This window comes from Luteolibacter arcticus (assembly GCF_025950235.1).
Classification (GTDB): domain Bacteria; phylum Verrucomicrobiota; class Verrucomicrobiia; order Verrucomicrobiales; family Akkermansiaceae; genus Haloferula; species Haloferula arctica.
This window is the reverse complement of the sequence record NZ_JAPDDT010000022.1, coordinates 62,727-88,089: the sequence shown is the minus strand read 5'-3', so window position 1 is coordinate 88,089 and position 25,363 is coordinate 62,727. Positions and strand designations below refer to the sequence as shown.

11 protein-coding genes and 1 tRNA gene are annotated in these 25,363 nt (G+C 63.8%); 7 read left to right on the top strand and 5 right to left on the bottom strand.

What is annotated here, in order from left to right; all coding sequences use genetic code 11:
* From OKA05_RS26945 to OKA05_RS26930, 4 genes are all read left to right on the top strand, one after another.
* Window positions 1–655: transposase (locus OKA05_RS26945; RefSeq protein WP_264490326.1), on the top strand; the 655-nt coding region annotated here is incomplete at its 5' end.
* Between the two features lie 202 nt (window positions 656–857).
* Window positions 858–1,346: a peptide-methionine (R)-S-oxide reductase MsrB gene (gene msrB, locus OKA05_RS26940; RefSeq protein ID WP_343227003.1), complete on the top strand. Its 489-nt coding sequence runs from the start codon at window positions 858–860 to the stop codon at window positions 1,344–1,346.
* Between the two features lie 51 nt (window positions 1,347–1,397).
* Window positions 1,398–1,479, top strand: a tRNA-Leu gene (locus tag OKA05_RS26935).
* Window positions 1,480–2,866: 1,387 nt separating this feature from the next.
* Window positions 2,867–3,073 (top strand): hypothetical protein, encoded by a 207-nt coding sequence (locus OKA05_RS26930; protein WP_264490324.1) that lies wholly within the window; start codon window positions 2,867–2,869, stop codon window positions 3,071–3,073.
* Between the two features lie 63 nt (window positions 3,074–3,136).
* Here the strand turns inward: OKA05_RS26930 and OKA05_RS26925 are convergent, their stop codons facing one another.
* The 5 genes from OKA05_RS26925 to OKA05_RS26905 form a co-directional block, all read right to left on the bottom strand.
* Window positions 3,137–4,477: a lipopolysaccharide biosynthesis protein gene (locus OKA05_RS26925; protein WP_264490323.1), complete on the bottom strand. Its 1,341-nt coding sequence runs from the start codon at window positions 4,475–4,477 to the stop codon at window positions 3,137–3,139.
* Window positions 4,478–4,583: 106 nt separating this feature from the next.
* Window positions 4,584–6,101, bottom strand: coding sequence for a sugar transferase (locus OKA05_RS26920; protein WP_264490322.1), 1,518 nt, complete (start codon window positions 6,099–6,101; stop codon window positions 4,584–4,586).
* Window positions 6,102–6,200: 99 nt separating this feature from the next.
* The gene (locus OKA05_RS26915; RefSeq protein ID WP_264490321.1) at window positions 6,201–8,405 is read right to left on the bottom strand and encodes a GumC family protein; all 2,205 of its coding nucleotides are present in this window, start codon (window positions 8,403–8,405) and stop codon (window positions 6,201–6,203) included.
* 10 nt (window positions 8,406–8,415) lie between these two features.
* On the bottom strand, window positions 8,416–8,991 hold the full coding sequence (locus OKA05_RS26910) for a polysaccharide biosynthesis/export family protein (RefSeq protein ID WP_264490320.1): 576 nt from the start codon (window positions 8,989–8,991) through the stop codon (window positions 8,416–8,418).
* Window positions 8,992–9,007: 16 nt separating this feature from the next.
* Window positions 9,008–10,210 (bottom strand): surface lipoprotein assembly modifier, encoded by a 1,203-nt coding sequence (locus OKA05_RS26905; RefSeq protein WP_264490319.1) that lies wholly within the window; start codon window positions 10,208–10,210, stop codon window positions 9,008–9,010.
* 305 nt (window positions 10,211–10,515) lie between these two features.
* Here OKA05_RS26905 and OKA05_RS26900 point away from each other — a divergent pair, with 305 nt between their 5' ends.
* From OKA05_RS26900 to OKA05_RS26890, 3 genes are read left to right on the top strand one after another with little or no spacing between them, the layout of a single operon-like run.
* Window positions 10,516–12,333 carry a non-ribosomal peptide synthetase gene (locus OKA05_RS26900; RefSeq protein ID WP_264490318.1) on the top strand — a complete coding sequence of 606 codons (1,818 nt, stop codon included), beginning with the start codon at window positions 10,516–10,518 and terminating at the stop codon, window positions 12,331–12,333.
* Window positions 12,330–21,284: a non-ribosomal peptide synthetase/type I polyketide synthase gene (locus OKA05_RS26895; protein ID WP_264490317.1), complete on the top strand. Its 8,955-nt coding sequence runs from the start codon at window positions 12,330–12,332 to the stop codon at window positions 21,282–21,284. Before OKA05_RS26900 ends, OKA05_RS26895 begins: the two co-directional genes overlap by 4 nt.
* Before the next feature lie 4 nt (window positions 21,285–21,288).
* The gene (locus OKA05_RS26890; RefSeq protein ID WP_264490316.1) at window positions 21,289–25,314 is read left to right on the top strand and encodes a non-ribosomal peptide synthetase; all 4,026 of its coding nucleotides are present in this window, start codon (window positions 21,289–21,291) and stop codon (window positions 25,312–25,314) included.
* Window positions 25,315–25,363: the final 49 nt, after the last annotated feature.

Here is a 25,363-nt window from a genome sequence, read left to right as displayed (position 1 = left end):
CAACGAGCGTCTCTACATTTGGAAAAAGCCGAGGCAGCAGCCCGACGGCAGCGGGCTCGATGCGGGACAATGGGCGGCCCTGCCGGAGCAACTCGTGATCCGCTACATCAAGCGTCCCTACGTTGATCGCACGGGCCGGAAGCGCACGCTGGTGGTCGCCACCACGTTGCTCGACACGGAGGAATACCCCGCCGCCCATCTCTGCGACCTTTACGCCCGGCGCTGGGAAATCGAACTCAAGCTGCGGGACATCAAGGCCACGCTCGGCATGGAGCGCTTCGCGGTCGCCAGCCCGGAGATGGCGCACAAGACGCTGTGGATGATGATGATCGCCTACAACCTGATCCGCTGCGTGATGCAACAAGCCGCCGCGGAATCCGGCAAGGATCTGGTGGAAATGAGCTTCAAGGGCGTCCTCGACCACGCCACGGCCAGCCACGACTCCTATTTGCTCCACCGCGGCAAGCCGCGCTGCCTGGCCCGGCATCATCAAGGCATGATGGCAACCTGCGGGACCAAGCTGGTGGACATCCGGCCGGGAAGGCGAGAACCCAGAGCCCTCAAAAGAAGGCCTAACAAGTACCCGCCCCTGACCGCACCGCGGGGAGTTTACCGGGACAAACCGAACAAGGGGAAAACCAAGCGGGCCGCTTAAGTGAGCGCCATTCGAGCCGGGACCTTACTGTCCCGCTCATTCCCGTTCACACTTTCCAAATCCAAGTTCGCCGGCTGAAAGGGAATAGCGCGCCGCCTTGCATCCTCCCGCTCCCATGCGAAGATCTTCCCCGATGAAAGCCGCCCTCTTGCTCGCCGCGACGCTTTGCGCCTGCACGGCGGAAGAACCGACGAAACCCGCCATGGAAACCGCCGACAAAGCCCCGGAACAACCGACCGCCAAGGTCGAGAAGACCGACGAGGAGTGGAAGAAGATCCTCACTCCCGAGCAATACCGCATCCTCCGCCAGTCCGGCACCGAGCGGCCAAATGGCGAGGTTTACAAGGAATTCAACAAACAGGGCGGCGGCACCTACTACTGCGCCGGCTGCGGCGCCGAGCTTTTCACGTCGAAGGAGAAATTCGACAGCCACTGCGGCTGGCCATCCTTCTACGACCCGTCGAAGGCCAAGAACGTCACCACCAAGGACGACTACTCCGCCGGCGCACTGCGCACCGAGGTGAACTGCGCGAAGTGCGGTGGCCACCTCGGCCACGTTTTCAAGGGCGAAGGCTTCGGCACCCCGACCGACCAGCGCTACTGCATCAATGGCGTGGCCCTCAAGTTCGTCCCGGCGAAACCGGAGACCGCTCCTGCTCCCGGGAAAGAGAAAGCCCCGGAAAAGAAGTGAACGTGAATGTCCGCTTGCCGGACAAGCGCCGTTCAATAGGCTCCCAGCCATGCCGGGATGGCGGAATTGGTAGACGCACCTGATTTAGGTTCAGGCACCGAAAGGCGTGCAGGTTCGAGTCCTGTTCCCGGCACTTCAACAACCTACAAGAATCCAGGGAAGCACTCGAAAGGGTCGCTTCCCTAATTTTTCCCTGGATCGCACCGACGGAGACCAACGCTAACGCGGGCGCTTCCCTCATTCGGACGCGGGTGCGGCCTTCCTCTCCGTCTTCCAGCGCCACGCCAGCCACCCGCCCCAAAGCCCGACAAAGGAAAAGAAAACGAGGGAGTCGGGAACTCGGAAGTAGCGGACATTCCATCCTTCCAAATTCATTTCCTCAAATTCCTGTGCCGTCGACTGCGCGTCAAATCGCATGACGCCTTCCCATGCTTGAAAATGCTTCGCATGGTCGAAAACAAAGGTAGTCCCATCCAGTCGGACAATTCCACGCGTTCCCGACTTCGCTAGCGTCTGCACCCAGGTTTCGGATCGGGTCGAATCCCACCAAGCCCACGCCAGAAAGCATGCGACGAAAAGCCCGAGCCAAAACGAGGGGCGGCGGCTCGTTCTGTGCCAGACAAGAAGGAGTCCGGGCCTCATGAGCTTTTCTTTTGTTCACGCTTCCAGTGCCAGAAGATCCACGCGAACCAGACGAGACAGAAAAGGAGGATGAGGAACCAGTGGGCCACATAGTAGGTGTCTCCCAAATACTCATCGCTGAAGATATCCACAAACGCGTCCCGTCACGGGAGTCCACCAGCTCCCAAGCTCCACTGAGTCTGCCCAAGCCCACCCCAAGAACCCGAGGACAAGAATCCCGAGCCAAAAGGATTTCCATTTACGGAGCGGGCGGCGCGTCATGGACTTTTGTTAGAATTCGTTGCCGTCTCCAGCGCCAAGCGAGAAACGCGGCCCAAGGAATGAGGAAAGACAAGAAAACGAGTGCGTCCGGAATCCGGGCTTGAGGCGCGCCGAATCGGTCGAGCATCTGCCAATGGCTCGCGAAGTAAACGGGAATGCGCGAGCGCTCTATTTGGAACTCTCCTGCGGAAAGACTGGTGAGGTAGGTGTCTCCATGCCGGAGATAAATAAGGGTATTGCCCTTGGCGCGCTCAAATTGCGCTTCGCGGGCTTCAAACTTCAGGAAACAGCCTGAAAGGCACCGGTAGCTATCGAACGAGGCCCACCCAAGGAACCCAAGCACAAGGATTCCAAACCAAAAGGATTTCCAGCGGGTGAGGCGGCGCGGGGTCATTCAGTGCTGCATTCTTGGGGAGCACCACGGCGGCATCAAGCCAGCCGTATGAGGACCGGGAACATCGGTGACGCAATCGCCACAGCATGCCCGACAGGAAGGCCCAAAAAAGATCTCGATTGCCATCGAATCGAGAGCCAGCTTTCCTTGATATATAGGGGTTGGGAAATCTACGACTTCGAGTCCTCTTCCCGGCACTTCACTTCCCTACCCCACAAGCACCATGAATGAACTCAAGGAAAGACTGGCCGCTCTCGGATTGAGTGGTGAACAAGTCGATGGCGCGATCAAGACGGTCGCCGAATTCGTCAAATCCAAGTTACCGCCGGAATACCAGGGTGTCGTTGACACCCTGATGGCTGGCGAGACGCCCGACCTCTCCGCTGTGGGCGGCGGCCTGCTCGACAAGGTCAAGGGCATGTTCAGTTGATTCGATGGAACAGGAAGCCGACGGACGGTTTCCTGTTCCTTTCCCGCATGGAAAAAAGCGGCGTCAGCGCGCCTCCCCGAACGCCCGTGCGACCTGTCGCGGCAGCATGATGCCGGTGATGGCCAAGGCCACCGTTCCCATCGCCGCGAGCATCGGGCCGATGCCTCCCCACTCCAGGGCGAAGAACGCGACCACCGCGACCAGCGTGGACTCGACGAACTGGATGCGTGCCAGCTTCCCCACCTGACCGGTGCCGATCATCATGGCGTGGTTCAAGTGTCGCCAGACGTGGGCGACGAAGTAGAAGCCATAGCACGCGAACATCGTCCGCGGCGTGTTGGCGAAGTCCTTGCCGAGCCAGATCGAGAACACCCACGGGCCTAACAGGACGAGGCCACCAAAGGCGCACAGGGCGAAGGCACTGCCGAAGAGATAAAGTTTCCGCGCTGCCTTCTTCGCCCACGGCACATCGCCGCGGGCAAGCGCTTCCGCAACCGCAGGCCAGGTCGGCGTGCTGAGCATCATCACGAAGCCGAGCTGCATGATGGTCATCGAGATGAAGACGCCGTAGAGCGCGGTCGCCGCCGGTCCGCCGTTGCGACCGGCGAGCCAGCCGCAGAGATTGTATTCGACCACTCCGGTGACGAGCGTCGCGGCGGAGAAGGTCAGCCCGTCGGTGAAAAGATGCTTGGCCACCGGCAAGCGGAAGCGCGTCCACCGCGGGCGGACTTCCGGATGCGCGCGCCACAGGGCGATGGTATTGCAGAGCTTGGCGATCACCAGCGAGCCGTGGACCGCCAGCACGAGAAACCACACCTGCGGGACAAACCACACGCCGATGCCCACTGCGGCGGCAGCCAGGACATTGCCCGCCGCACCCCAGAGGTTGTTGGCGGACGCCTCTAACAGCCCCTCCCGGGTCCGGTCGGTGAGATTGAAAAGAAAGAGCAGCAGAAACAGCGCGAGCCCGGTCCACAAGGCAGGCCGGAGGATGGCTTCCTTCCCGGCGAACTCATTGCCGAAGATCACTGGCAGCGGCACAGCGAGGAGCACGATGGCGAGCAAAAGCCCGGCCAGCAGGGCCAGCCCGCCCGAGAGAAAGAAGGCGCTCGCCGACAGCTCCCGGGCGTCATTGTCGTGCCCTTGCGCCTTGGCCTTTGACAGGCCGTGCGCGAGCGCCGGGCCGATGCCCACTTGCAGCAGCGACACCGTGCCAAGCGTGACATTGACCGCCGAATAGATGCCAAACCCCTCCCGGGTCAGCACGTGGATGGCGATGGGAATCGACAGGAGCTGGAACAGCGCCGTGCCCGCCTTCGATAGAAAGGACGTCACCACCGCCAACCGGATCGAGCGATCGCGGCGGGCGGAGTGGGCGGATTCATCCGTGATGGCGGCATCCATCGGAAAAGAGACTCAAGACTTCAGGACACAAGACGCAAGACTTGAAAGCCAGGAATGGACGAGCGGTCTCAAGTCTTGAATCTTGCGTCTTCCAGTCTTGCGTCTCTCAACAAGCACCCTTCCGGCTGAAGAAGGTCATCAGCATGATCTGGAGATCCAGCATGACGTTCCAGTTCTCGATGTAGTCGAGGTCGAACTTCACGCGCTCGCGCAGGCAGGTGTCGCCGCGCAGGCCATTGACCTGCGCCCAACCGGTGACGCCGGGCTTGATGTTGTGGCGGACGTTGTAGTGCGGGATGTCCTCCTTGAAGTTCTCGATCAGCTCAGGACGCTCCGGACGCGGGCCAACGAGGCTCATGTCGCCGATCAGGACGTTCCAGAACTGTGGCAGCTCGTCGATGTTCCATTCGCGCATGAAGGCCCCGACCTTGAGACGGCGCGGGTCGTCCTTCACGGTCCACCCCGGGCGGCCATTGGCCTCGGCATCCACTTTCATCGAGCGGATCTTGATGATGTCGAATGGGCGACCGTTGAGACCGATGCGGCGTTGGCGGTAGAAAACGGGGCCGCGGGACTCCATGCGGACCATGGTGCAGAAAACTGTGATGACCGGAGCAAACAGGATCAGCCCGGAGATCGCGCCGATGATGTCGATGCCGCGCTTGAGCGCGTTGTTGAACGCGTGGTGGAGCGGCAGCTTGCCGATGCCGAGCACCGGCATGCCGTGGAAGCTCTCCAACTGGAGACCGGAGACCAGGATCTGGAAGCAGCTCGGCACCAGCTTGAAGTCCACGAACTCCTTGCCGCAGGTTTCGGCGAGCATGAGCATTTCGTGGCGCTCCATGCAGCCATCCACTGCCATGATCAGGTCGGCGCCGGAATTGCGGACAAGATCGCGAAAATCGTCGTAGTGGCCAAGCACCGGCGTGTTGGCCGGCGGCTCGGACTCCAGCCTGCCACTCGGCGGGACGATCACGCCGTGGACATTGATCTGGTGCGAGCGGCCCTCGCTGAAGCGTCCGATGGCACGGCCGCACTCTTCGTTCCATCCCACGAAGACGGCCTTCTGGCGGAGAGCCTGGGCAAAGGGCTCGCGGCGCAGCACGCAGTAGAGGAACCAGCGCCAGCCGCAGAGCATGACCATGGCGATCACGCAGCCGAACACGCAATAGGCGCGGCTGATCGCGGGATCAAGCTTCAGGATCAGCGCGACACCGAGGAAGGCGACCAACCAGATCGCGCAGGTTTTCACGATGACCGTGAAGGTGCGGCGGATGGCCAGATAGTTGCGCGGGTCGTGGACGCGGAAATTCGCGAGCAACGCCAGCATCAGCACGCCCCCGAAAAGGACGTGGCCGGTATAGGCGCGCAGGTTGATCTCCGGATCATCGACGCCGATGTACTGGAGGCGCGACTCGAAGCGCAGCAAGTAGGCCACGAGCATCGACAGGAACACCACGGCAGCATCGCCCAGGAAACTGAAGGCGATCAGCTTCTGGTGGGCCACCCAGGGACGGTGGCGGTGGCGCAGGGAGTACGACCGGGCGCTTTCAGTAGAAGGATCCGGAGGAGGAGGCGTCGGGGCGACGTCCTCCACGGCTGGTGCGGGGGGAGCACAGTTCATGGGACGGGGGGATGGGATTTTCGGGCCGGGGGAGACCCGTCACGACCGGGGGAGTCGTGACTTGACGTGAAGGTAGCAGAGTCTGGACCGGGGAGTCCATTACGTGATCGTGGGGGAAACGCTTTCGCCGGAAGCAGAGCCTGCGCCAGTCGTTTCGCCAGAGCCGGAAAGGGCCGGATGACTGTAGGGGACGACCGGTTCGGGAGCCGGCTGGCCCTTCGACCGCACCGACAACTCGTTCCAGACGAAACCCACCAAATTGCCGCCGGAGGAGCGAATCAATTCGGCCGCCTTGCGGAGATTTTTCCGCTCGCTGGCATTCTGGCGGACCACCAGACAAACGCGGTCAGCATAGCGGGACATCGCCAGGGCATCGCTGACCGCCAGCACCGGCGGGCTGTCGATGACCACGGCGTCGAACCACCGGTAGGCGTCCTCCAGCAGGGCCGGAAAACGGGTGCCGGAGAGCAGCTCCGCAGCGTCGTTGCGCATCGGGCCGGAGGATAGCAGGTAGAGGTTCGGCAGCGCGGTCTGGAAGCACGCCTTGGCGGGATCGGTCGCACCGTCGAGGTAGTCGCCGAGTCCGCCAAACTCGCCCCGCACGTGCTCGCGGCTGAGGCCGGGCCGGCGCATGTCGCCGTCGAGCAAGAGCGTGCGCTGCCCCTGCATCGCGAGCGAAGCGGCGTAGTTCATGGCACACAGCGAGCGGCCTTCGCCGGGCACGGCACTGGCGAAGAGGACGGTGCGGGCACCGGGCTTCGCGGGCGGCGGCAGCAGCACGGCACGCAGCCGGCGGAATGCCTCGGCAGTCGGCGAGGCGGGATCGGAAAGCAGCACCATGTCCCCTTCCCGGCCGGCCTGAAGCTCTGGCAGGCTGGCGAGCAACGGCGCACCGGTCGCCCTGGCAGCACTGGCAGAGTCGCGGACGCGGCCGTCCTTGAGCTCAACGCCCACGAGCAATGTGAGGCCACCCATCATGCCAGCGAATGCCGCCAGCGGGAACAAGATCTTCTTCGCCGGCTTCGACGCCTTCTCCGGAACAAACGGCGGCTCGGCCCAAGCGATCGCGGACGCGGCGACGGCACTCGCCAGCGTCGTCTCGCGCAGCCGCCTGTCGACGGTGGCGTGGAGCTCGCGGGCCGCATCGGCCTCACGCTTCAGACCATCGAATTTCGAGCGGACGCCCTCCACTCCAATGGCGACGGTGCGCGCGCCATCGACTTCGCCATGGAGCTTCGACTCATTCTCCAGCGCGACGTGATAGCTCTTTTCAAGGGCCTGTCCGGCGGAGCGGACCGCCTCGACGAGATCTTCCTTGAGGCTGGTCACTTCCCGCTCCGCTTCCTTGAAGACCGGGTGCTTGAAGAGGTAGCGCTCCTTGATCTTGGAGAACTCCAGCTCTTTCACCTGCAGCGACCGGGAGAGAGCGAGGACCTCTTCAGACCGAGCAGTCGTTGCAATTCCGCCGAGCGAGTCGGGATCCTCCGGATCGAATTTCTTGAAGGACTCATACTCCGCTTCAAGACGCAGACGCTCCGATTTCGCCTGGGTAAGCTGTGAATTGAGCGCGCCGAGTTGATCGGTCACCGGCCCGGAGCCTTCGCGGCCTTCGAGGCCCGGCACCGGATGAGACTCCCGGAACTCCTGCAAGCGGGTCTCCGCCTGCTCCATCGAGTCGCGGAGCTTCTCCTCCTCCTTCGCAAGTCCCTCGCCCGCGCGGCGGGCAAGATCCTCGCGGCGATCCTTGATCCACAAGTCATACTCAGAAACGAGGGACTCCACGATGCGCTTGGCCCGCTGCGGATCGGTATCCTCCACGCTCAACATGACCACACGAGTGCCGCGGTCGAGTTCGACGCGGGTGCGCTGGGCCAGCATGGCCACCACTCCCTGCTCGCTGGTGCCGGGCGGTGCGAAATCAGGTGCCGTGAAAAGTCCGTTCGCCTTCGCGACCCGCATCAGCAGGGCCGACGAACCCATGTTCCGCTCAATCGTGCGGAGTTGTTCGAGATCCTTGGAATCCTCGGGCGACAAGCCGTCGATGTTCAGGACTCGCGGAGCATGGCTGCTCACTTCGACCGAACCGGTCGAAACGTAAATCTTCGGCGCGCCCTTCACATAGTACCACATCGCACCGATCGCGAGGGCCATGCCGAGCACGACCAGCCAACCGCGGCGCAACAAGACGCCGAAAAGGCGCCCGACTTCGACTTTCGGCAGGTAAAGCGTCGGCTCGGCGATCGCCAGTTCGGACGAACGCGGCGATGATGGAACGAGGGATTCCGGTTTGCGGGGGGAAGGCATCAGGGGGATGTTAGAAAAGGCTTTCGGGAATGCTCAGCACGTCACCGTCCTTGAGGGAGAGGTCGGAGGCCTTGCCGGAAGTGATGTCCTTGAGATTGATCGTCTGGACCTTCCCCCCGGAGCGCTTGAGCGTGATCTTCTTGGTATTCGCGATTCGTGTGGCGCCGCCGGCCATGCCGATGGCCTCGACCACCGTCAGCGAGCGGTTCGCGGGCAACTCGAAAACGCCGGGGTTCTGCGCCTGGCCGAGCACCGTGATCGTCCGGCGGATACGGCCTTCAATCGAGACGCTCACCTGCGGCTTCACCAGGAAGCCGTCCTTGAGCTTCGCCTCGATCGCCTTGGCCGCCGAGTCCGTGGTCAGGCCGGCAAGCTTCACCGAGCCAATCAGTGGCATCGAAATCGTCCCGTCGCCGGAAAGCTGGCCGGCGGTGGTCAGATCATCCTCCCGGAAGACGCGGATTTCGACCGTGTCGCGCTGACCGATAATGCCGGAAGAGCGGCCACCCTCGGCCGTCTGGCCGGAGCTGAAGGCCGCCAGCAAGCCGACCAAGGCACACAGGAGGAACACGAATTTCAGATTCATTTTTTTGGGGGGAGTGTTAGAAGCGGTAGCCCATCTCGATGCCGGCGCTGTGGTTCTCGTAACCGAAGGCGGCGTTGTTCGAGCGGTTCTCGGAGTAGCGGTAGTAGAGCCCCATGCTGAAGTCGTCGGTGACGCGATACTCCAGTGCGGGGCGGATGAAGTGGATCTTGTCCTCGCGGCCAGCAGCGCCGGTGCCGGAAACGCGGCTATATTCGGAGCGCTCCATGCCACCCTCGAGGCGGGCGCTCCATTTGTCGCCGAGGCGTTGGACGATGCCGAGGGCGACACCGCCCTGGGTGTAATTTTGACCGGCGAGGAAAGCGGACGCCTGCTCACGGCGGTAGCCATTGAGGTACACCTCGGTGCCCTCCTTCGGCGTCCACCCGATACGAGCCTCGACCACTGGCGTCGTGTCGGAACCGCTGTCGAAGGTCCGGTGCTCGGCCCCGACTTCGACGTCGATGGCGATCTTCTCGCGCGGCTTCCACTCGATGCGGGCGGTGGTCCGGTGGACATCCTGCGGTCCCGCCCCATCCACTTCGAAGCGGCCGAACTTGTAAGCCACGCCGAGCGTCGTCTTCGGCGAGTAGGCGTAGCGCAGGGCGACTTCGCCGTAGGCGTAGTTCGAATCGGCAAACCGCGAGTCGTCGTAACCGGTCGATTCGTAGCCGGCCGCCACCTCGACTGCGACGCGCTCGCGAACCGACCACGAAATGCGGGCCTCGTTCACGAACTCGGTGCGGTCGGTCAGCGTGCCGGTATCGGCGGTGGCGTCGCCCAAGGCGCGGGCCTCGCCGGAATAGGCAAGCTTGATCGCCTTCCCCCGCCAGCCGGTTTCCCATGCGGCGACCTGATCAATGCGGTCGTTGTCGCTGAAATCGGCATACGCGACCGCCGTGGGCTTGTAAGCGAGGCTGAGGTACCCCCCCTCCCCTTCCACCGGGTCGCCCTTCCGCCAGGCGACGGCCGGCGAGACTTTCACGACGAAATCCGATTGGGCGTTCGGGCTGAGGAAAATGTTGTCGTCGTAGGCCGCGGAGATCGCGAGGCCCATCTCCAGCTCCTCCGTGCGCTTCTTGCCGGCAAGCTCGTCGAGGCGCACACCCGCCTGCGGGACGATGCGACTGTCCACCTCACCCTCGATCCGGCCGGGAGCCGTCGGGGTGAGTTCCTCGCCCGACGATGGAGCCATGACGCCCGCGACCAGCGCGGCAATCATCGGCACAACTCGGGGGGCACAAGGCACTCGGTGGGACATGAGGGGGAAAATCGGCGCGCGCACCGTAAAAAATTCTCGCGCCGCGGACAAGAAATTTCAAATTACTAAACCTTACGACATCGCGTAATGCCGACCTTCCAACTTCATGATAAGACTTTACCAGCCTAGCTCATGCCGCAGAAACCCCGCCAAATGAGACTTTCGCCCATCCCACCCCCAGCCCCCGAACTACCTCAGCCCGATTATTGACCTTCCCAAAGTTTTTAAATAATCGTGCCGTAGTTCCCCATCGCCGCCCTGTTCGCATGACAGCATCCCCCCTCATGCCGGAAGCCCTTTCCGTTGATACGCTGCTCCGCGCCTTTGACGCCCACGCCGCCCGCACTCCGGATCGCGCCGCGGTCACTGCGGGAAATACCACGCTGTCCTACGGCGAACTCGACGCCCGTTCGAACTTGCTCGCCGGACACCTGCAGGCTCTCGGAGCCCGGCCAGGCGTTTTCGTCGGAATCGGCCTGAATCGCTCCGTTGAATTGATCGTTGCCCTGCTGGCGGTGGTGAAATCGGGTGCCGCCTACGTGCCCCTTGATCCCGCCTATCCGCCGGCGAGGCTCGCCCACATGGTCTCTACGGCGGGACTGGAGCTGGTCTTGAGCCGGCAGGATCTAGCGCCGGCCTTCTCCGCAGCCGGGGCGAAAACGGTGATCGAAGTGCTGGCCTCAGACGGCGCCGCCCCGGTCACGCCCTACGCAACGCCGGACGATCCCCTATATGCGATCTTCACCTCGGGCTCGACCGGACAACCGAAGGCCGCCTCGGTCTTTCGCAAGGGCTTCGCGAACCTCCTCGACTGGTATGGCTCCGAACTCAAGCTCGACGCGGAGGACTGCACGTTGGTGATCAGCTCGCCGAGTTTCGATCTCACCCAGAAGAATTTCTTCATTCCACTGCTCACCGGCGGCCGGCTGGTGCTCGACGACTGCGGCACCTACGACATCTCTCGTATTTCAAAGCTGATCCGCGAGCACAGCGTGACGCTCGTCAACTGCACCCCGAGCGCCTTCTACCCCTTGGTAGATGCTGCGGCAGCGGACGGTTATACCGCGCTTTCCTCGCTCCACTTTGCGATTCTCGGTGGCGAGACGATTTCCATCCCCCGCCTCCGCACCTGGCTGGAGCATCCGAATTGCCGGGCGGAAGTGGTGAATACCTACGGCCCCACCGAGTGCACCGACATCTGCGCCTTCCATCGCCTGCATCCCGGGAATCTCGATGACTTTTCCTTTGTCCCGCTGGGCCGGGAAATCCCGAACGTGACGGTGACGATTCGCGACGAGGATCTCGCCACCATCCCGGACGGAGAACTCGGCGAGCTCTGCATCGCCGGTGCCGGTCTTGGCGGCGGCTACCTGAATGACCCGGAGCGCACCGCGAAAAGCTTCGCCCTCGCCGGTGGCATCTACCGCACCGGCGACCTCGCTCGGCGCTTGCCCTGCGGCACGCTGGAATTCCGCGGCCGGGCCGACCATCAGGTGAAGGTGAACGGTTTCCGCATCGAACTCGGCGAGATCGAGATCGCGCTGGACCAGCATGATGACGTCCGCGAGGCCGTGGTGATTGCGAAGGACGGCCGCTTGATCGCCCATGTGAAGGGCCAGGCCTCCGCTGCCGACCTCAAGGATCACCTGTCCACCCGCCTGCCCGCTTACATGGTCCCGGGCGAGTTCCGTTTCACGGAGAGCTTTCCGCTCACGCCTAACGGCAAAGTCGACCGACTAGCCTTGGCCGAGACGGATAGGGCGCACAAGTCCCATGCGCCCCATGATCAGAGCCTCACCGGCCGCATCCTCGCCCTCTGGTCGGAAATCCTCGAGCGCTCCGTCACCGATCCCGAAGCCAATTTCTTCGACCTCGGCGGCACCTCCATCCACCTCGCGATCGTCCACGTCCGGCTCCGCGAAATGACCGGCCGCGATCTGGCGATCACCGAGCTTTTCGCCTGCCCCAGCGCCAAATCGCTCGCCGCCTTCCTCTCGCCGCAAGCGACCGTCTCGACTTCCTCTGCCCAAGACCGCGCCCGTCTCCAGCGTGCGGGCATCGCCAACTTCCGCCGCCCCCGATGAACGAAGAACTCCCCCCCCAAGAAGCCATCGCCGTGATCGGCATGGCCGGCCGCTTTCCCAGTGCCGATTCGCCCGACGAGTTCTGGGCAAACCTCATCGCCGGAAGGGACTGCATCACCCGCTTCGACTCGCGCGTGGAAAGCGATGGATCGAAGTACGTCGGGGCTCGTAGCATCCTCGAACGTCCCGATCTCTTCGACGCCTCGTTCTTCGGCATCTATCCGAAGGAAGCCGAGCTGATGGACCCGCAGCACCGGGTGTTCCTCGAGTGCGCATGGGAAGCCATCGAGCACAGCGGCTACGATCCCAGCACCTATCCCGGCATGATCGGCGTCTATGCCGGCCTCAGCCTGAACACCTACCTGCTCCACAACCTTGGCAAGGCCAAGGAACTCGCGAGGAACTACCAGGTCGCCGAGTACCAGACGATGCTCGGCAACGACAAGGACTTCCTGCCCGTCCGCGTCTCCTACAAGCTGAACCTCCGCGGCCCGAGCATGACGATCCAGTCGGCGTGCTCTACGTCGCTGGTCGCGATCTGCCAGGCCGCCACCTCGTTGCTCACCTACCAATGCGACATGGCGCTCGCCGGTGGCGTGTCGCTTAGCTTCCCCCAACAGCGCGACTATCTCTTCACCGAAGAAGGTATGGTTTCCGGCGACGGCACCGTGCGCGCCTTCGATGAAAAGGCGAATGGCACCGTCTTCGGCCATGGCTGCGGCGTCGTGCTCTTGAAGCGCCTCAGCGAAGCAGTCGCAGACCGCGATCCGATTCTCGCGGTGATCAAGGGCTGGGCCGTGAACAACGACGGCTCCGACAAGATCGGCTTCGCCGCACCGGGACTCAACGCACAAGCCGACGTCATCGCCATGGCCCAAGCGGCGGCGGGCGTGCATCCGGCGGATGTTTCCTACGTCGAAGCCCACGGCACCGGCACCCCCCTCGGCGATCCGATCGAGGTCGCCGCTCTAACAAAAGCTTTCCGCGAAGGCGGCGCGGAGGAAAGAGGCTACTGCGCGCTCGGCACCGGCAAGACACACATCGGCCACCTGGACGTGGCCGCGGGCGTCACTGGCTTGATCAAAACGATCCAGCAATTCCGCCACGGAAAGATCCCCGCGCTCTTGCATTTCACCGCGCCGAATCCACGCATCGATTTCGCCAACAGCCCCTTCCGCCCGATCTCGGAAACGAAGGACTGGAGTCGTACCAATAAGCCTCGCCTCGCTGGCGTGAGCGCCTTTGGCGTCGGCGGCACCAATGCCCACGTGGTAATGGAAGAAGCTCCGCTCTCGCCCCCATCGGGCGCGGGTAGAAAGCAGCAACTCCTCGTGCTTTCCGCGAAAACCGCGACCGCCGTCAACACCATGGCCGCGAATCTGGCGAAGCATATGGAGGAGGGACACTCCTGTCCCTCTTCGGTCCTCGCCGATACCTCCTTCACCCTCGCCACCGGCCGCAAGACCTTCCCTTTCCGTCGCCACATCGTCGCCACGGACACCCACGAAGCCATCGCCAAGCTCCGCGAACCCGCGAAGCCATCCTCTCCTAACAAGGCTCCCCGCGTCGCCTTCCTCTTCCCCGGCCAAGGCTCTCAGTATCCCGACATGGCCCGGGACCTCTACGACTCCGAGCCGGTCTTCCGCGCCGCCGTGGACGAGTGCGCCACCCTGCTCTACTCGCATCTCGGACTCGATGTCCGCGCCACGCTCTATCCCTCCGAAGCCGACCGCGCCGAGGCGGAGAAGCGCATCCACCAAACCTGGCTGACCCAGCCCTGCATCTTCGTCACCGAGTATGCCTTGGCGAAGCTGTGGATCTCGTGGGGTGTCCAACCCGCGCTGCTCATCGGCCACAGCATCGGCGAATACGTCGCCGCCGTGCTGGCCAGGACCTTCACGCTGGCCGAGGCCCTCGGCCTGCTCGCCGTGCGCGCCAAGCTCATGCAGGAGCTTCCCTCCGGAGCCATGCTCGCCGTGCGCCAAGGGGCCGACGAACTCGTCCTGCCCGAAGGCATCCACCTCGCCGCGATCAACAGCCCCAAGCTCTGCACCGTTTCCGGCTCGCACGGCCCCATCGCCGCCTACCAGCGCGAGCTGGAGGAAAAGAAGATCGTCTGCCGCGCCCTCAATACCTCGCACGCATTCCACTCGGCGATGATGGAGCCGATCGTCGCTCCCTTCACCGCCGAAGCCGCAAAGGTCCGCGCCAATGCACCCGCCATCCCGTGGATCTCCACCTGCACCGGCCGTGAAATGGATGCCGCGACGCTGGCCGATCCCAGCTACTGGGCACGCCAGCTTCGCCATGAAGTCCGCTTCACCGACGCCTTGGCCACCGCCTATGCCACCGGCGAGCTGATCCTGCTGGAAGTCGGCCCCGGCCAAGCCCTCGGACCCTTCGCTCGCCAACACCCTGCTCGTGGCAGCAGCACGGTGGTCTCAACGCTGCCCTCGTCCGCAAACGATCTCGCCGACCTCCTCAATGCCGCCGGCGAGCTGTGGAAGACCGGCGTCGCCCTCGATTGGCCTTCCTTCTTCGCAGGCCAGGAACGCGCCCGCGTTCACCTGCCCACGTATCCCTTCGAACGCCAAAGCTACTGGATCGACGCCTCGCAAGAAGTTGAGAGTCCGAAGTTGGACGTTGAGAGCTTGAGCACCCCGGCAGCCGCATCTTCGGACTCCTCTTCCAATCGTCAATCGCCAATCGTCAATCGTCAATCTCCCTCCCCCATGTCCCGTCTTCCCGACCTTGCCGCCAAGCTGCGTGCCATCGTCCTCGATCTCTCCGGCATCACCGTGGACGACGATGCCGCGACCTTCACCGAGCTCGGCTTCGACTCGCTCTTCCTCACCCAGGCCAGCCAGGCCGTCCAGTCGCGCTTCGGGGTCAAGGTCACCTTCCGCCAGATGCTTGGCGACCTTTCCTCGGTGGCCGCCATCGCCGCGCACCTCGATAGCGAAATGCCTGCCGATGCACCACCTACGGCCCCTACCGTAGTTCCGGCTCCGACTCCTACTCTCCTTCCCCAAACCGCACCGGCTGGCAATGGCACCATCGAGCAATTGATGGCGAACCAGATCCAGCTCATGCAGGCCTTGCTGGCCGACCGCCAAGCACCAACCCCTGCCACTGCCACTGCCGCTCCTCAAACCGACGGGCTCGCCCCGGTCAAGTGGCCCGCCAATCACACCCGCAACGTCTCCGCCAATACCCGCTTCGGCCCCTACAAGCCGATCGACAAGGGCGAGAACGGCGGACTCACTCCCGTCCAACAGAAGTCGCTCGACGAGCTGATCGCCCGCTACGTTCGCAAGACCGCCAGCTCCAAGGCCTACACCGCCGAGCACCGCGACCACTACGCCGACCCGCGCGCCGTCTCCGGCTTCAAGTCGCTGTGGAAAGAGATGGTCTATCCGATCGTCTCCTCCCGCTCGAAGGCCGCGAAGATCTGGGACCTCGACGGCAATGAGTATGTCGACATCACCATGGGCTTCGGCACCTACTTCTTCGGCCACTCGCCGGAGTGGCTGACCGAGGCCATTGAAAAGCAGCTCCACACCGGTATCGAGATCGGACCGCAGTCCCCCATCGCCGGCAAGCTCGCGAAGGCCATCTGCGAGCTGACGAACATGGAGCGCGCCACCTTCTGCAACACCGGCTCCGAGGCCGTGATGGCCGCCATGCGCCTCGCTCGCACGATCACCGGCCGCACCCGCATCGCCTACTTCACCGGCGACTACCACGGCATGTTCGAGGAAGTGCTGGTCCGCGGTGCCTGGGTCGATGGCGTTTACAAAGCGCAGCCCATCGCGCCCGGCATCCCGCAATCCCTTGTCGAGAACATGCTCGTGCTCGACTACGCCGATCCCGCCTCCCTCGAAATCCTCAAAGCCCACGCCCACGAGCTCGCCGCCGTCATGGTCGAGCCGGTGCAAAGCCGCGCTCCCGGACTCCAGCCACGCGAGTTCATGCAGGAAGTCCGCGCCATCACCAAGGCCGCCGGCACCGCGCTCATCTTCGATGAAGTCGTCACCGGCTTCCGTTGCCATCCCGGCGGTGCACAAGCCTACTTCGGCGTCGAAGCCGACCTCGCCACCTACGGCAAGGTCATCGGCGGCGGCATGCCCATCGGCGTGCTGGCCGGCAAGCGCGAATACATGGACGCCCTCGACGGCGGCGCATGGAACTATGGCGACGACAGCTTCCCGGAAGTTGGCGTCACCTTCTTCGCCGGCACCTTCGTGCGCCACCCCCTCGCCCTCGCCGCCGCCTGGCGCGTGGTCGAGCACTTGAAGGGTGAAGGCCCACGCCTCCAGATCGAGGTCACCGAGCGCGTCGAGCGCCTCTGCCGAACGCTCAACAGCCACTTCGAAGCCATCGGCGTGCCGATCCGTCTGCCGCACTTCAGCGCCTACGCCGTCGTCGAGTACGCAGCAGACCTGAAGTATGCCAGCCTGCTGTGGTACTTCCTCCGCGAGAAAGGCGTCCACGTCTGGGAGGGCCGGCCACTCTACTTCACCACCGCCCATAGCGACGAGGACTTCGATCGCATCGTCCGCGGCTTCACCGAAGCCGTGTCAGACATGCAGGCCGCCGGCTTCCTCCCGGCGTCCACGAAGGAAGTCACCGCACCCGCCGTCTTCCCACGTCACGACATCGCGCCGACGACCGAAGGCCAGCGTGAAATCTTCCACTCGCTCATGATGGGCGACGACGCAAACTGCGCCTACAACGAGTCGAACGTGATTCGGTTCGATGGAGAGCTGGATGTCCCCGCATTGCGCGCCGCCTTGCTCGACCTCGTCGTCCGCCACCCCGCCCTCCGCAGCACCTTCAGCCCGGATGGCCAGCAGCAGATCTTCCACAACGCACCGCGGCAGTTGGAAATCCACGAGCATGATTTCTCATCGCTGACTGCCGACGCACGGGGCATGCACTGGTCGCAGGTGAAGGAAGACGAGGCACGCACGCCCTTCGATCTCACCCACGGCCCCTTGCTCCGCCTTCAGGTCGCGAGGCTCTCGGCGGATCAACACGAGCTGCTTTTCACCGCCCATCACATCGTCTGCGACGGATGGTCCTTCGGCATGATCCTGATGGAGCTGGCCCATGCCTACGACGCCCGCAAGGCCGGCCGCCTGCCGATGCTGCCGCCCGCGATGTCGTTCGCGGACTACGCCCGCCACGAGGTTTCCAACCAGGACGAACACGCGACCGCAGAAGCATGGTGGGTCGCGAAATTCGAAACCGGCGCCCCGGTGCTGGAGCTTCCCACCGATCACCCGCGCCCCCAGGTAAAGACCTTCGCCGGTGCGATGGAAGCGCTCACCCTCGACACCGACCGCTACGCCCGCCTGAAGAAGGCTTCACCGAAACTCGGCGGCACCTTGTTTGCAACGCTGCTCGCCAGCTTTGCCACCCTGCTCCACCGCCTCACCGGTCAGGAGGATCTCGTCATCGGGGTCCCGGCCGCAGGACAGACGCGCATCGGACGCGATGAACTGGTCGGCCACTGCCTGAACTTCCTGCCGCTTCGCCTCAACGCCGCCGCAGACCGCCCGTTCCGCACCTTCGCCGCGGAAGTGAAGGAGCAAGTCCTTGAAGCCTACGATCATCAGGACGCCACCTTCGGCAGCGTGTTGAAGAAGCTCAGCCTGCCGCGCGACACCAGCCGCCTGCCGCTGGTCAATGTGATGTTCAACATCGACAAGTCCGGCATCGACCAGATCGCCTTCGACGGCCTCGGCTTCGACGTCTGGACCAATCCGAAGCGCCACGTCAATTTCGACCTCTTCTTCAACCTCGTCCAGACCGACGAGCGCATGATCGTCGAGTGCGAATACAATCCCGATCTCCACGATGCCGCCACCATCCGTCGCTGGCTGGGCTGCTTCGAGCAATTGATCGAAAGCGCGATCCTCGATGGCGAAGCTGCCCTGCAAGCGCTCCCCATTCTCAACGAAGAGGAAAGCCAGCGCGTGCTGGTCGATTGGAATGCGACCGAGCGCGACTACCCGCGCACGGCCACCCTCCCCTGCCTCGTTTCACACGTCGCTTCCCGCGTTCCGGACAAGATCGCCATTCGCTGCGGCGATGTCGCTCTCAGCTACGCCGATCTGGAACAACGCGCCGCTGTCATCGCCGCTCGCCTCCAAGCCTCCGGCGTGAAGCGCGGCGACTTGGTCGGCATCCATCTGGAGCGCTCGACCGACATGGTCGCAGGCCTGCTCGGCATCCTGAAATGCGGTGCCGCCTACGTGCCGATGGATCCCGCCTTCCCGGCCGAGCGCCTGGCCTTCATGGTCGAGGACGCGCACATGCCGCTGATCCTCTCGCAGACCTCGCTGCACAAGGAGCTGCCAGCATCTCAAGCGCAGGTCTTGCTCGTCGATGAAATCACAGGTGATAGCAGCGGTTTCAGCCCGGTCGAGGGTGATCCCGAGGACCTTGTCTACGTCATCTTCACCTCCGGCTCCACGGGTCGTCCGAAAGGCGTCCGCCTGCCCCACCGCGCCGTCGTGAACTTCCTCAACTCGATGCGCCGCCAACCCGGCTTGGCTCCTGATGACGTGCTGCTCACGGTGACCACGCTGTCCTTCGACATCGCCGGCCTGGAAATCTTCCTGCCGCTCACCACCGGGGCCGAAGTCGTGATCGCCACCCGCGACATCACGATCGACGGCAACCGCCTCGCCGAAACGATCGCCCGTCACAACGTGACCGTTCTCCAAGCGACACCGGCCACCTGGCGCCTGCTGCTAGAAGCACAGTGGTCCGGCAAGACCGGCTTCAAGGCACTGGTAGGCGGCGAAGCCGTCCCGCGCGATCTGGTCAACCGCCTCGCCCCACTCTGCGGAGAAATCTGGAACGTCTATGGTCCCACCGAGACCACCATCTGGTCCACCACCGCCAAGGTTGACGCAGGAGAAGGTCCGGTGACCATCGGCCGCCCCATCGACAACACCCAGGTCTTCATCGTGAATACCGCGATGCAGCCGCAGCCTGTCGGCATCGCCGGTGAACTGCTCATCGGCGGCGACGGCCTCGCCCACGGCTATCACGAGCGTCAGGATCTCACCGACGACCGCTTCATTTCCACTCCGCTGCAATCCGGCAAGCTCTACCGCACCGGCGACCTCGCGCGCTGGAATCCCGATGGCACGCTCGAATGCCTCGGCCGCATGGACCATCAGGTGAAGGTCCGCGGCTTCCGCATCGAACTCGGTGACATCGAGACTCATCTCGAGCAGCATCCTGCCGTCGGCCTAGCCGTGGCCCACGTCCACGACGGCCGTCTCGTCGCCTACGTGAAGCCCGAGGGAGCGACCAGCAATGGCACCGCCATCTGGGAAGACCAGTGGGACCTGCTCTACAAGTCCGCCATCGACCAATCCGGCAGCGGCAAGCTGGACAAGCTCGACTCGGTCATCGCCGGCTGGGCAGGCATCACTGACATCGACGATCAGGTCGCCGAGTGGATCGAGACCACCAGCGCGCGCCTGCGCAGCTACGGTCCGCGTCGTATTTTCGAAATCGGCTGCGGCACCGGCCAGATCCTCTCGCGCTTCGCCGCGGAGTCCGAGTGCTACTGGGCCGCCGACATTTCAAAGGTGGCGATCGAGGCGCTGCAAAAGAATCACCCCCTGCCACAGGTGAAGCTCTTCCACCGCCCTGCCGATGACTTCGCCGGCATGCCAGACGGCTACTTCGACACCGTCATCATCAACTCCGTCGCGCAGTATTTCCCCGATGCCGACTACCTCGAACGCGTCTTGCAAGGTGCCGCGAACGCACTGAAGCCCGGCGGTCGCATCTTCCTCGGCGACATCCAGAGCAATGCCCTGTTAGCCGCCCATCACGCCGAAATCCTTCGCGAGCGAGCCCCTAGCGGCACCACCTGCAAACAACTCCGCGAGAAGCTCGCCCAACGGCTCTCCCGTGAGACGGAACTCTCGCTGGACCCCGCGTGGTTCGACCACCTCGAAGGCTTCTCGCACATCGAGATCCAGCTCCGTCGCGGCAAGCTCTCCAACGAGACCACGACCTATCATTACGACGTGATCCTCCACGTCGGTGAAAAGCCCGCCACCCAAGTGGTGACCAACTGGCGCCAGTGGGAGCGGCTGAATCTCGAGCAGCTCGAAGCGATGCTAGCCGAAGGGCCGAACGAGTTGGCCATCGCCGGAATCCCAGATCTCCGGCTGTCCTCGCCGCTTGGTTTCCTGCGGGCGCTGGAGCATTCTCCGGAAGACGGCGCACTGCCATTCCAGCCATCTCCGCCGAATACCGCCCTCACCGCCGAGGACCTGTTCGCCATCGCCACCTCGACCGGCTACAAGGCCCACGTCCGCTGGCGTGGCAATGGTGCCGCCGGCATCATGGACGTCATCTTCCTGCCCTCCGGCAGTGGAATCTTGCCGCTGTGGCCGATCCAAGCGTCCCCGGCTCCCTTGGCAAACGTGCCGCACCATGAGAAGCCATCGTCGGCACTCGGCGCGGAGCTGCGCCAGCACCTCGCCGCGAAGCTGCCGGACTACATGGTGCCGTCGACCTTCGTGGTGCTCGATGCCTTCCCGCTCACCCCGAATGGCAAGGTCAATCGCAAGGCCCTGCCTGCTCCAGGCGAGGCCGAAGAGAACACCGCCCGTGAAATTGTCGCGGCGAAGAACGACACGGAACAGAAGCTGGTGGAGATCTGGAAGCAAGTGCTCGGCATGAAGGAGATCGGCACCACCGATGACATCTTCGAGCTCGGCGGCGACTCGATCCTGATCTTCCAGATCAGCACCCGCGCCACCCGCATCGGGCTCGCCATCGCCCCTGCCCAGGTGTTCCGTCACCGCAATATCGCCGCACTGGCTGCCGACCTCACCTCCGCGGCTGAGCCCGCAGCAGCGGCCCCTACCATCCAACGCGTGAACCGCGATGCTTACCGCCGTAAACTCTGAAACGATGAGCGATACCCCTCACGACCTCGATGCGACCCAAGCGCCCGAGTCCGCGGAGGTACTGGCCTTTCCTGCGTCAGTCGCCCAGCAGGTATTCTGGTATCTGGAGCTGCTGCAGCCGGACGTCACCGCGTTCAACATCCCGATGCGGTTCCGTCTGGAGGGACCGCTCGACACCGGTCTGTTAGAGCAATCTCTCCGCACGATCGTCGAGCGCCACGAGTCGCTGCGCACTCATTTCGAGGAGGAGCAAGGCGAGCTGCTGCAAATCGTTTCTCCCCACGCGATTTTCAAGTTCCCGATTCACGACGTCTCCCATCTGCCTGAAGGCGAGCGCCAGACAGAAGCCGACCGGCTCGGCAGCATCGAAGCACAGCGGCCCTTCCATCTTGCGACCGGTCCGGTGTTCCGGGCGGAGCTGGTGAGGCTTTCGCCGAGCGTGCACATCCTGCACGTCACCGTCCATCACGCGATGTTCGACGGCTCGTCGATGACTGTCCTGACCGAGGAGCTGGCGGACATCTATCAGGCCTATCACGAGGGAAAGGAGTGCCCGCTCGAAATGCCGCCGATCCAGTACGGCGACTACAGCGTGTGGCAAAAGGACTTCCTCGAAGGCCCCGAGGTCGCCAAGCAGCTTGCCTTCTGGAAAGACCGGCTGGCTGGCATGGCCGAGCTCGACCTGCCGACCGACCGGCCGCGCCCCGCGGCGAAGTCGTGGAGTGGCGATCTGATTTCGTCCCTGTTGCCGCGCGAACTGACCGGCCGCCTGCAAGCCATCGCCGCGCGCAACGGGGCGACTCTCTATCACCTGCTGCTCGCGGCGTACAAGGTGCTGCTCCACCGCTACAGCGGGATGACGGACATCGCCGTCGGCTCGCCGATCACCGGTCGCACGCGGGCTGAAGTCGAGCGGCTGATCGGCGTGTTCATCAACTCGCTGGTGCTGCGCAGCGACCTTTCGGGCGATCCCTCTTTTGAAAGCCTCGTCTGCCAGGTGCGCGACCATGCGCTGGCGGCGGTCGAGAACCAGGATCTCCCCTTCGAGTGTCTGGTCCGTGCGTTGAAGCCGAACCGCGACCCGAGCCGCAATCCCCTCTTCCAGGTGAATTTCACGCACCAGCGTTCGTTCGCGAAAGCGGGCACCTTCGGCGGCGTGGAGCTGATCCCGATTCCCTCGCGTTCGCCCGGCGCAATCTTCGACCTGCATTTCTTCATGGTCGAGCGGGCCGAAGGCTGGCGTGTGACCTGCGACTTCAGCACCGACCTCTACGATCACGCCACGGCCCGGCGGATGCTGGGGCACTATCAGCAGTTGCTTGAGAGCATTGCGGAAGCTCCGACCCGCAAGCTCTCGGCGTTGGAAATTCTCACATTCGACGAGAAGGAAACGATCCTCAGCAAGTGGTCCCGAAATGGAACCACTGGGAACGCGGAAATCATTCCGCCAGACCAAGCACAAGCCACGATACCTGCATGGTTCATGGAGACCGCGCGGAACCATCCTTCCCGCACTGCCCTGGTCTTCGGCGAGGAGACGGCCACCTACGCCCAACTCCACGCCGAAGCCACCACCGTTGCGGCACGCCTGATCGAAGCCGGCGTAAAGCCCGGTGACCTGGTCGCCCTCTGCTCGAAACCCTCGCCGGAGATGATCACCGGCCTGCTCGGCATCCTCCTTGCCGGCGGTGCCTACGTGCCGCTCGATCCGGACTATCCGGCGCAACGATTCGCGCTTTTGTTAGAGGAATCCGGTGCACGGGTCGGCCTCGCCACGCCGGGGCTGGGTTTCTCATTCGGCGAGTGGAACGGGCATTTGTTAGAGATCCCGAAGTTCGGCAGCGCGACGCCCGTCGATCTGCCTGAGTTCCTCCTCACGGCCGAGCACCCGGCCTACCTGCTTTTCACCTCCGGCTCCACCGGCAAGCCGAAGGGCGTGCTGGTGCCGCATCGCGGCGTCACCCGACTGGTGCGCGACAACGGCTTCATGCCGATCACCGCCAGCGACGTCTTCCTCCAGGCCGCCCCGCTTTCCTTCGATGCCTCGACGCTTGAAATCTGGGGCCCGCTGCTCAATGGCGGCACCCTCGTCATCCCCTCGAAAGGCACCGGCCTCGACGAGATCGCGACCGCAGTGCGCGAACAAGGTGTGACCACGCTGTGGCTCACCGCGGGCTTGTTCCAAGTGATGATCGAGGAACACGCCGATTCGCTCAAAGGCCTGCGCTACCTGCTCGCCGGCGGCGACGTGCTCTCGGTCTCCCACGTGCGCCAAGCGCTCTCGACGCTGCCAGACACCACCTTGATCAACGGCTACGGACCGACCGAGAACACCACCTTCACCACCTGCCACGTCATCCGACCGGAAGACTGCGAGCGCCCCTCGATCCCCATCGGCCGGCCCATCTCGCGGACGACCGCCTTCATCTTCGATGAACTCGGCCGGATCCTCCCCGGCGGCATACCGGGCGAGCTTTTCACCGGCGGCGACGGATTGGCACTCGGCTACCAAGGTGATTCTGCTCTAACAGCGGACAAGTTCGTCGAGCACTCCGTCCATGGCCGGCTCTATCGCACCGGCGACCTGTGCCGCTGGCTGGCGGATGGCACCATCGAATTCATCGGCCGCCGCGACCATCAGGTGAAAGTACGCGGATTCCGCATCGAGCTCGGCGAGATCGAGACCGTCCTCGCATCGCATCCTGAAGTGCGCCAGGCGAAGGTCGCGGTGCGCGGAGACACCGCCGAGACCAAGCGCATCCTCGCATGGGCCGTCTCGGAGGAAGGCAGCCTGATGGATGCCGCGAAGCTCGACGCATGGCTTTCGTCGAAGCTGCCATCGTTCCTGCATCCGGATGGCGTGATGCTGGTGGACTCGTTTCCGATCACCGCGAATGGCAAGATCGACACCGCCTCGCTGCCTGATCCGGCGAAGGGATCCGGCGAACCGCGTCGTTTCAGTCCACCCCAAGGAGAGACCGAAAAACGGCTCGCCGCGTTGTGGAGCGAGCTGCTCGACGTTTCAGAGATTGGCCGGGATGAAGACTTCTTCGCGCTGGGTGGCCATTCGTTGATGGCACTGCGCCTGTTCTCCCGTGTCTCGAAGGAATTCGGCCGCAGCCTGCCGCTGGCAGCACTGCTCAGCCACCCGACCGTGGCGCGGCTCGCCTCCCTGCTGGCGCCCGAGGTGGAGCCGGTGGCGAAGTCCGGCAAGAAAGGCCATCTGGTCACCCTTTCCGACCGCGGCAATCCCCCACCCCTGTTCTGCATCCACGGCGGCGATGGCGGCGTCATCTTCTACCGCGGCTTGGCCGAGCGGATGACCGGCGAGTACCCGATCCACGCGATCGAGGCCCTGTCCCTGAGCAACAGCAGTCCCATCACCGAATCCAGCGTCGAGGAAACCGCAGCCGCCTACGTGAAGGAACTGTTGGCGGTGCATCCCGAAGGCCCGTTCCGCTTGGCGGGTTACTCGTTTGGCGGCGTGGTGGCGCACGAGATGGCGTGCCAGCTCGTCGAGCAGGGACACGCGGTCGAATTTCTTGGCCTCTTCGACACCCACAATCCAACAGCTCCCGGCAAGCGCTACTCGCTGCCGGGGCGACTCGGAGCTTTCTGGCAGCAGCAGGATGACCTGCCGCTGCCCGCGAAGCTGGAGCGTTTGCGAGAACGGATTGCAGAAGGCATTTCCGTTCACCGCCAGGTGAAGAAGGAAGTCGTCGAAGCCATGACCATGGGTCCGGCGGAAGCGCACAGCGATCTGCGCCGCGTCCAGGTCCGGGAGGAAAACTGGCGCGCGATGCAGGCCTACAAGCCCCGCCTCTATCCCGGCCCGATCACGCTCTTCAAAGCCCTGACCCCGAGCGACAAGGTCGAGTGGCCGGCCGACTACGGCTGGACCGCACTGGCCGGCGGAGGCCTGCGAATCGTGCCGGTTCCCGGCCGCCACCTGACGCTTTTCGACGACAAGAACGTCGGTCCGCTCGCGAAGGCCCTGGAGGATGTCCTCCAGCCTACCGTGATCGCGTGACACTTTCCGTTCGATCCGGGGCGCGATCGTTGCTAGATCAAACGCGTCC

Excerpts from the sequence above, each read along its gene's own strand:
- msrB (WP_343227003.1), top strand. The coding sequence starts at position 858 with ATGGAAACCGCCGACAAAGCCCCGGAACAACCGACCGCCAAGGTCGAG.
- OKA05_RS26915 (WP_264490321.1), bottom strand. The coding sequence starts at position 8,405 with ATGCCTTCCCCCCGCAAACCGGAATCCCTCGTTCCATCATCGCCGCGT.
- OKA05_RS26920 (WP_264490322.1), bottom strand. The coding sequence starts at position 6,101 with ATGAACTGTGCTCCCCCCGCACCAGCCGTGGAGGACGTCGCCCCGACG.
- OKA05_RS26925 (WP_264490323.1), bottom strand. The coding sequence starts at position 4,477 with ATGGATGCCGCCATCACGGATGAATCCGCCCACTCCGCCCGCCGCGAT.
- OKA05_RS26895 (WP_264490317.1), top strand. The coding sequence starts at position 12,330 with ATGAACGAAGAACTCCCCCCCCAAGAAGCCATCGCCGTGATCGGCATG.
- OKA05_RS26900 (WP_264490318.1), top strand. The coding sequence starts at position 10,516 with ATGACAGCATCCCCCCTCATGCCGGAAGCCCTTTCCGTTGATACGCTG.
- OKA05_RS26890 (WP_264490316.1), top strand. The coding sequence starts at position 21,289 with ATGAGCGATACCCCTCACGACCTCGATGCGACCCAAGCGCCCGAGTCC.
- OKA05_RS26905 (WP_264490319.1), bottom strand. The coding sequence starts at position 10,210 with ATGATTGCCGCGCTGGTCGCGGGCGTCATGGCTCCATCGTCGGGCGAG.
- OKA05_RS26930 (WP_264490324.1), top strand. The coding sequence starts at position 2,867 with ATGAATGAACTCAAGGAAAGACTGGCCGCTCTCGGATTGAGTGGTGAA.
- OKA05_RS26910 (WP_264490320.1), bottom strand. The coding sequence starts at position 8,991 with ATGAATCTGAAATTCGTGTTCCTCCTGTGTGCCTTGGTCGGCTTGCTG.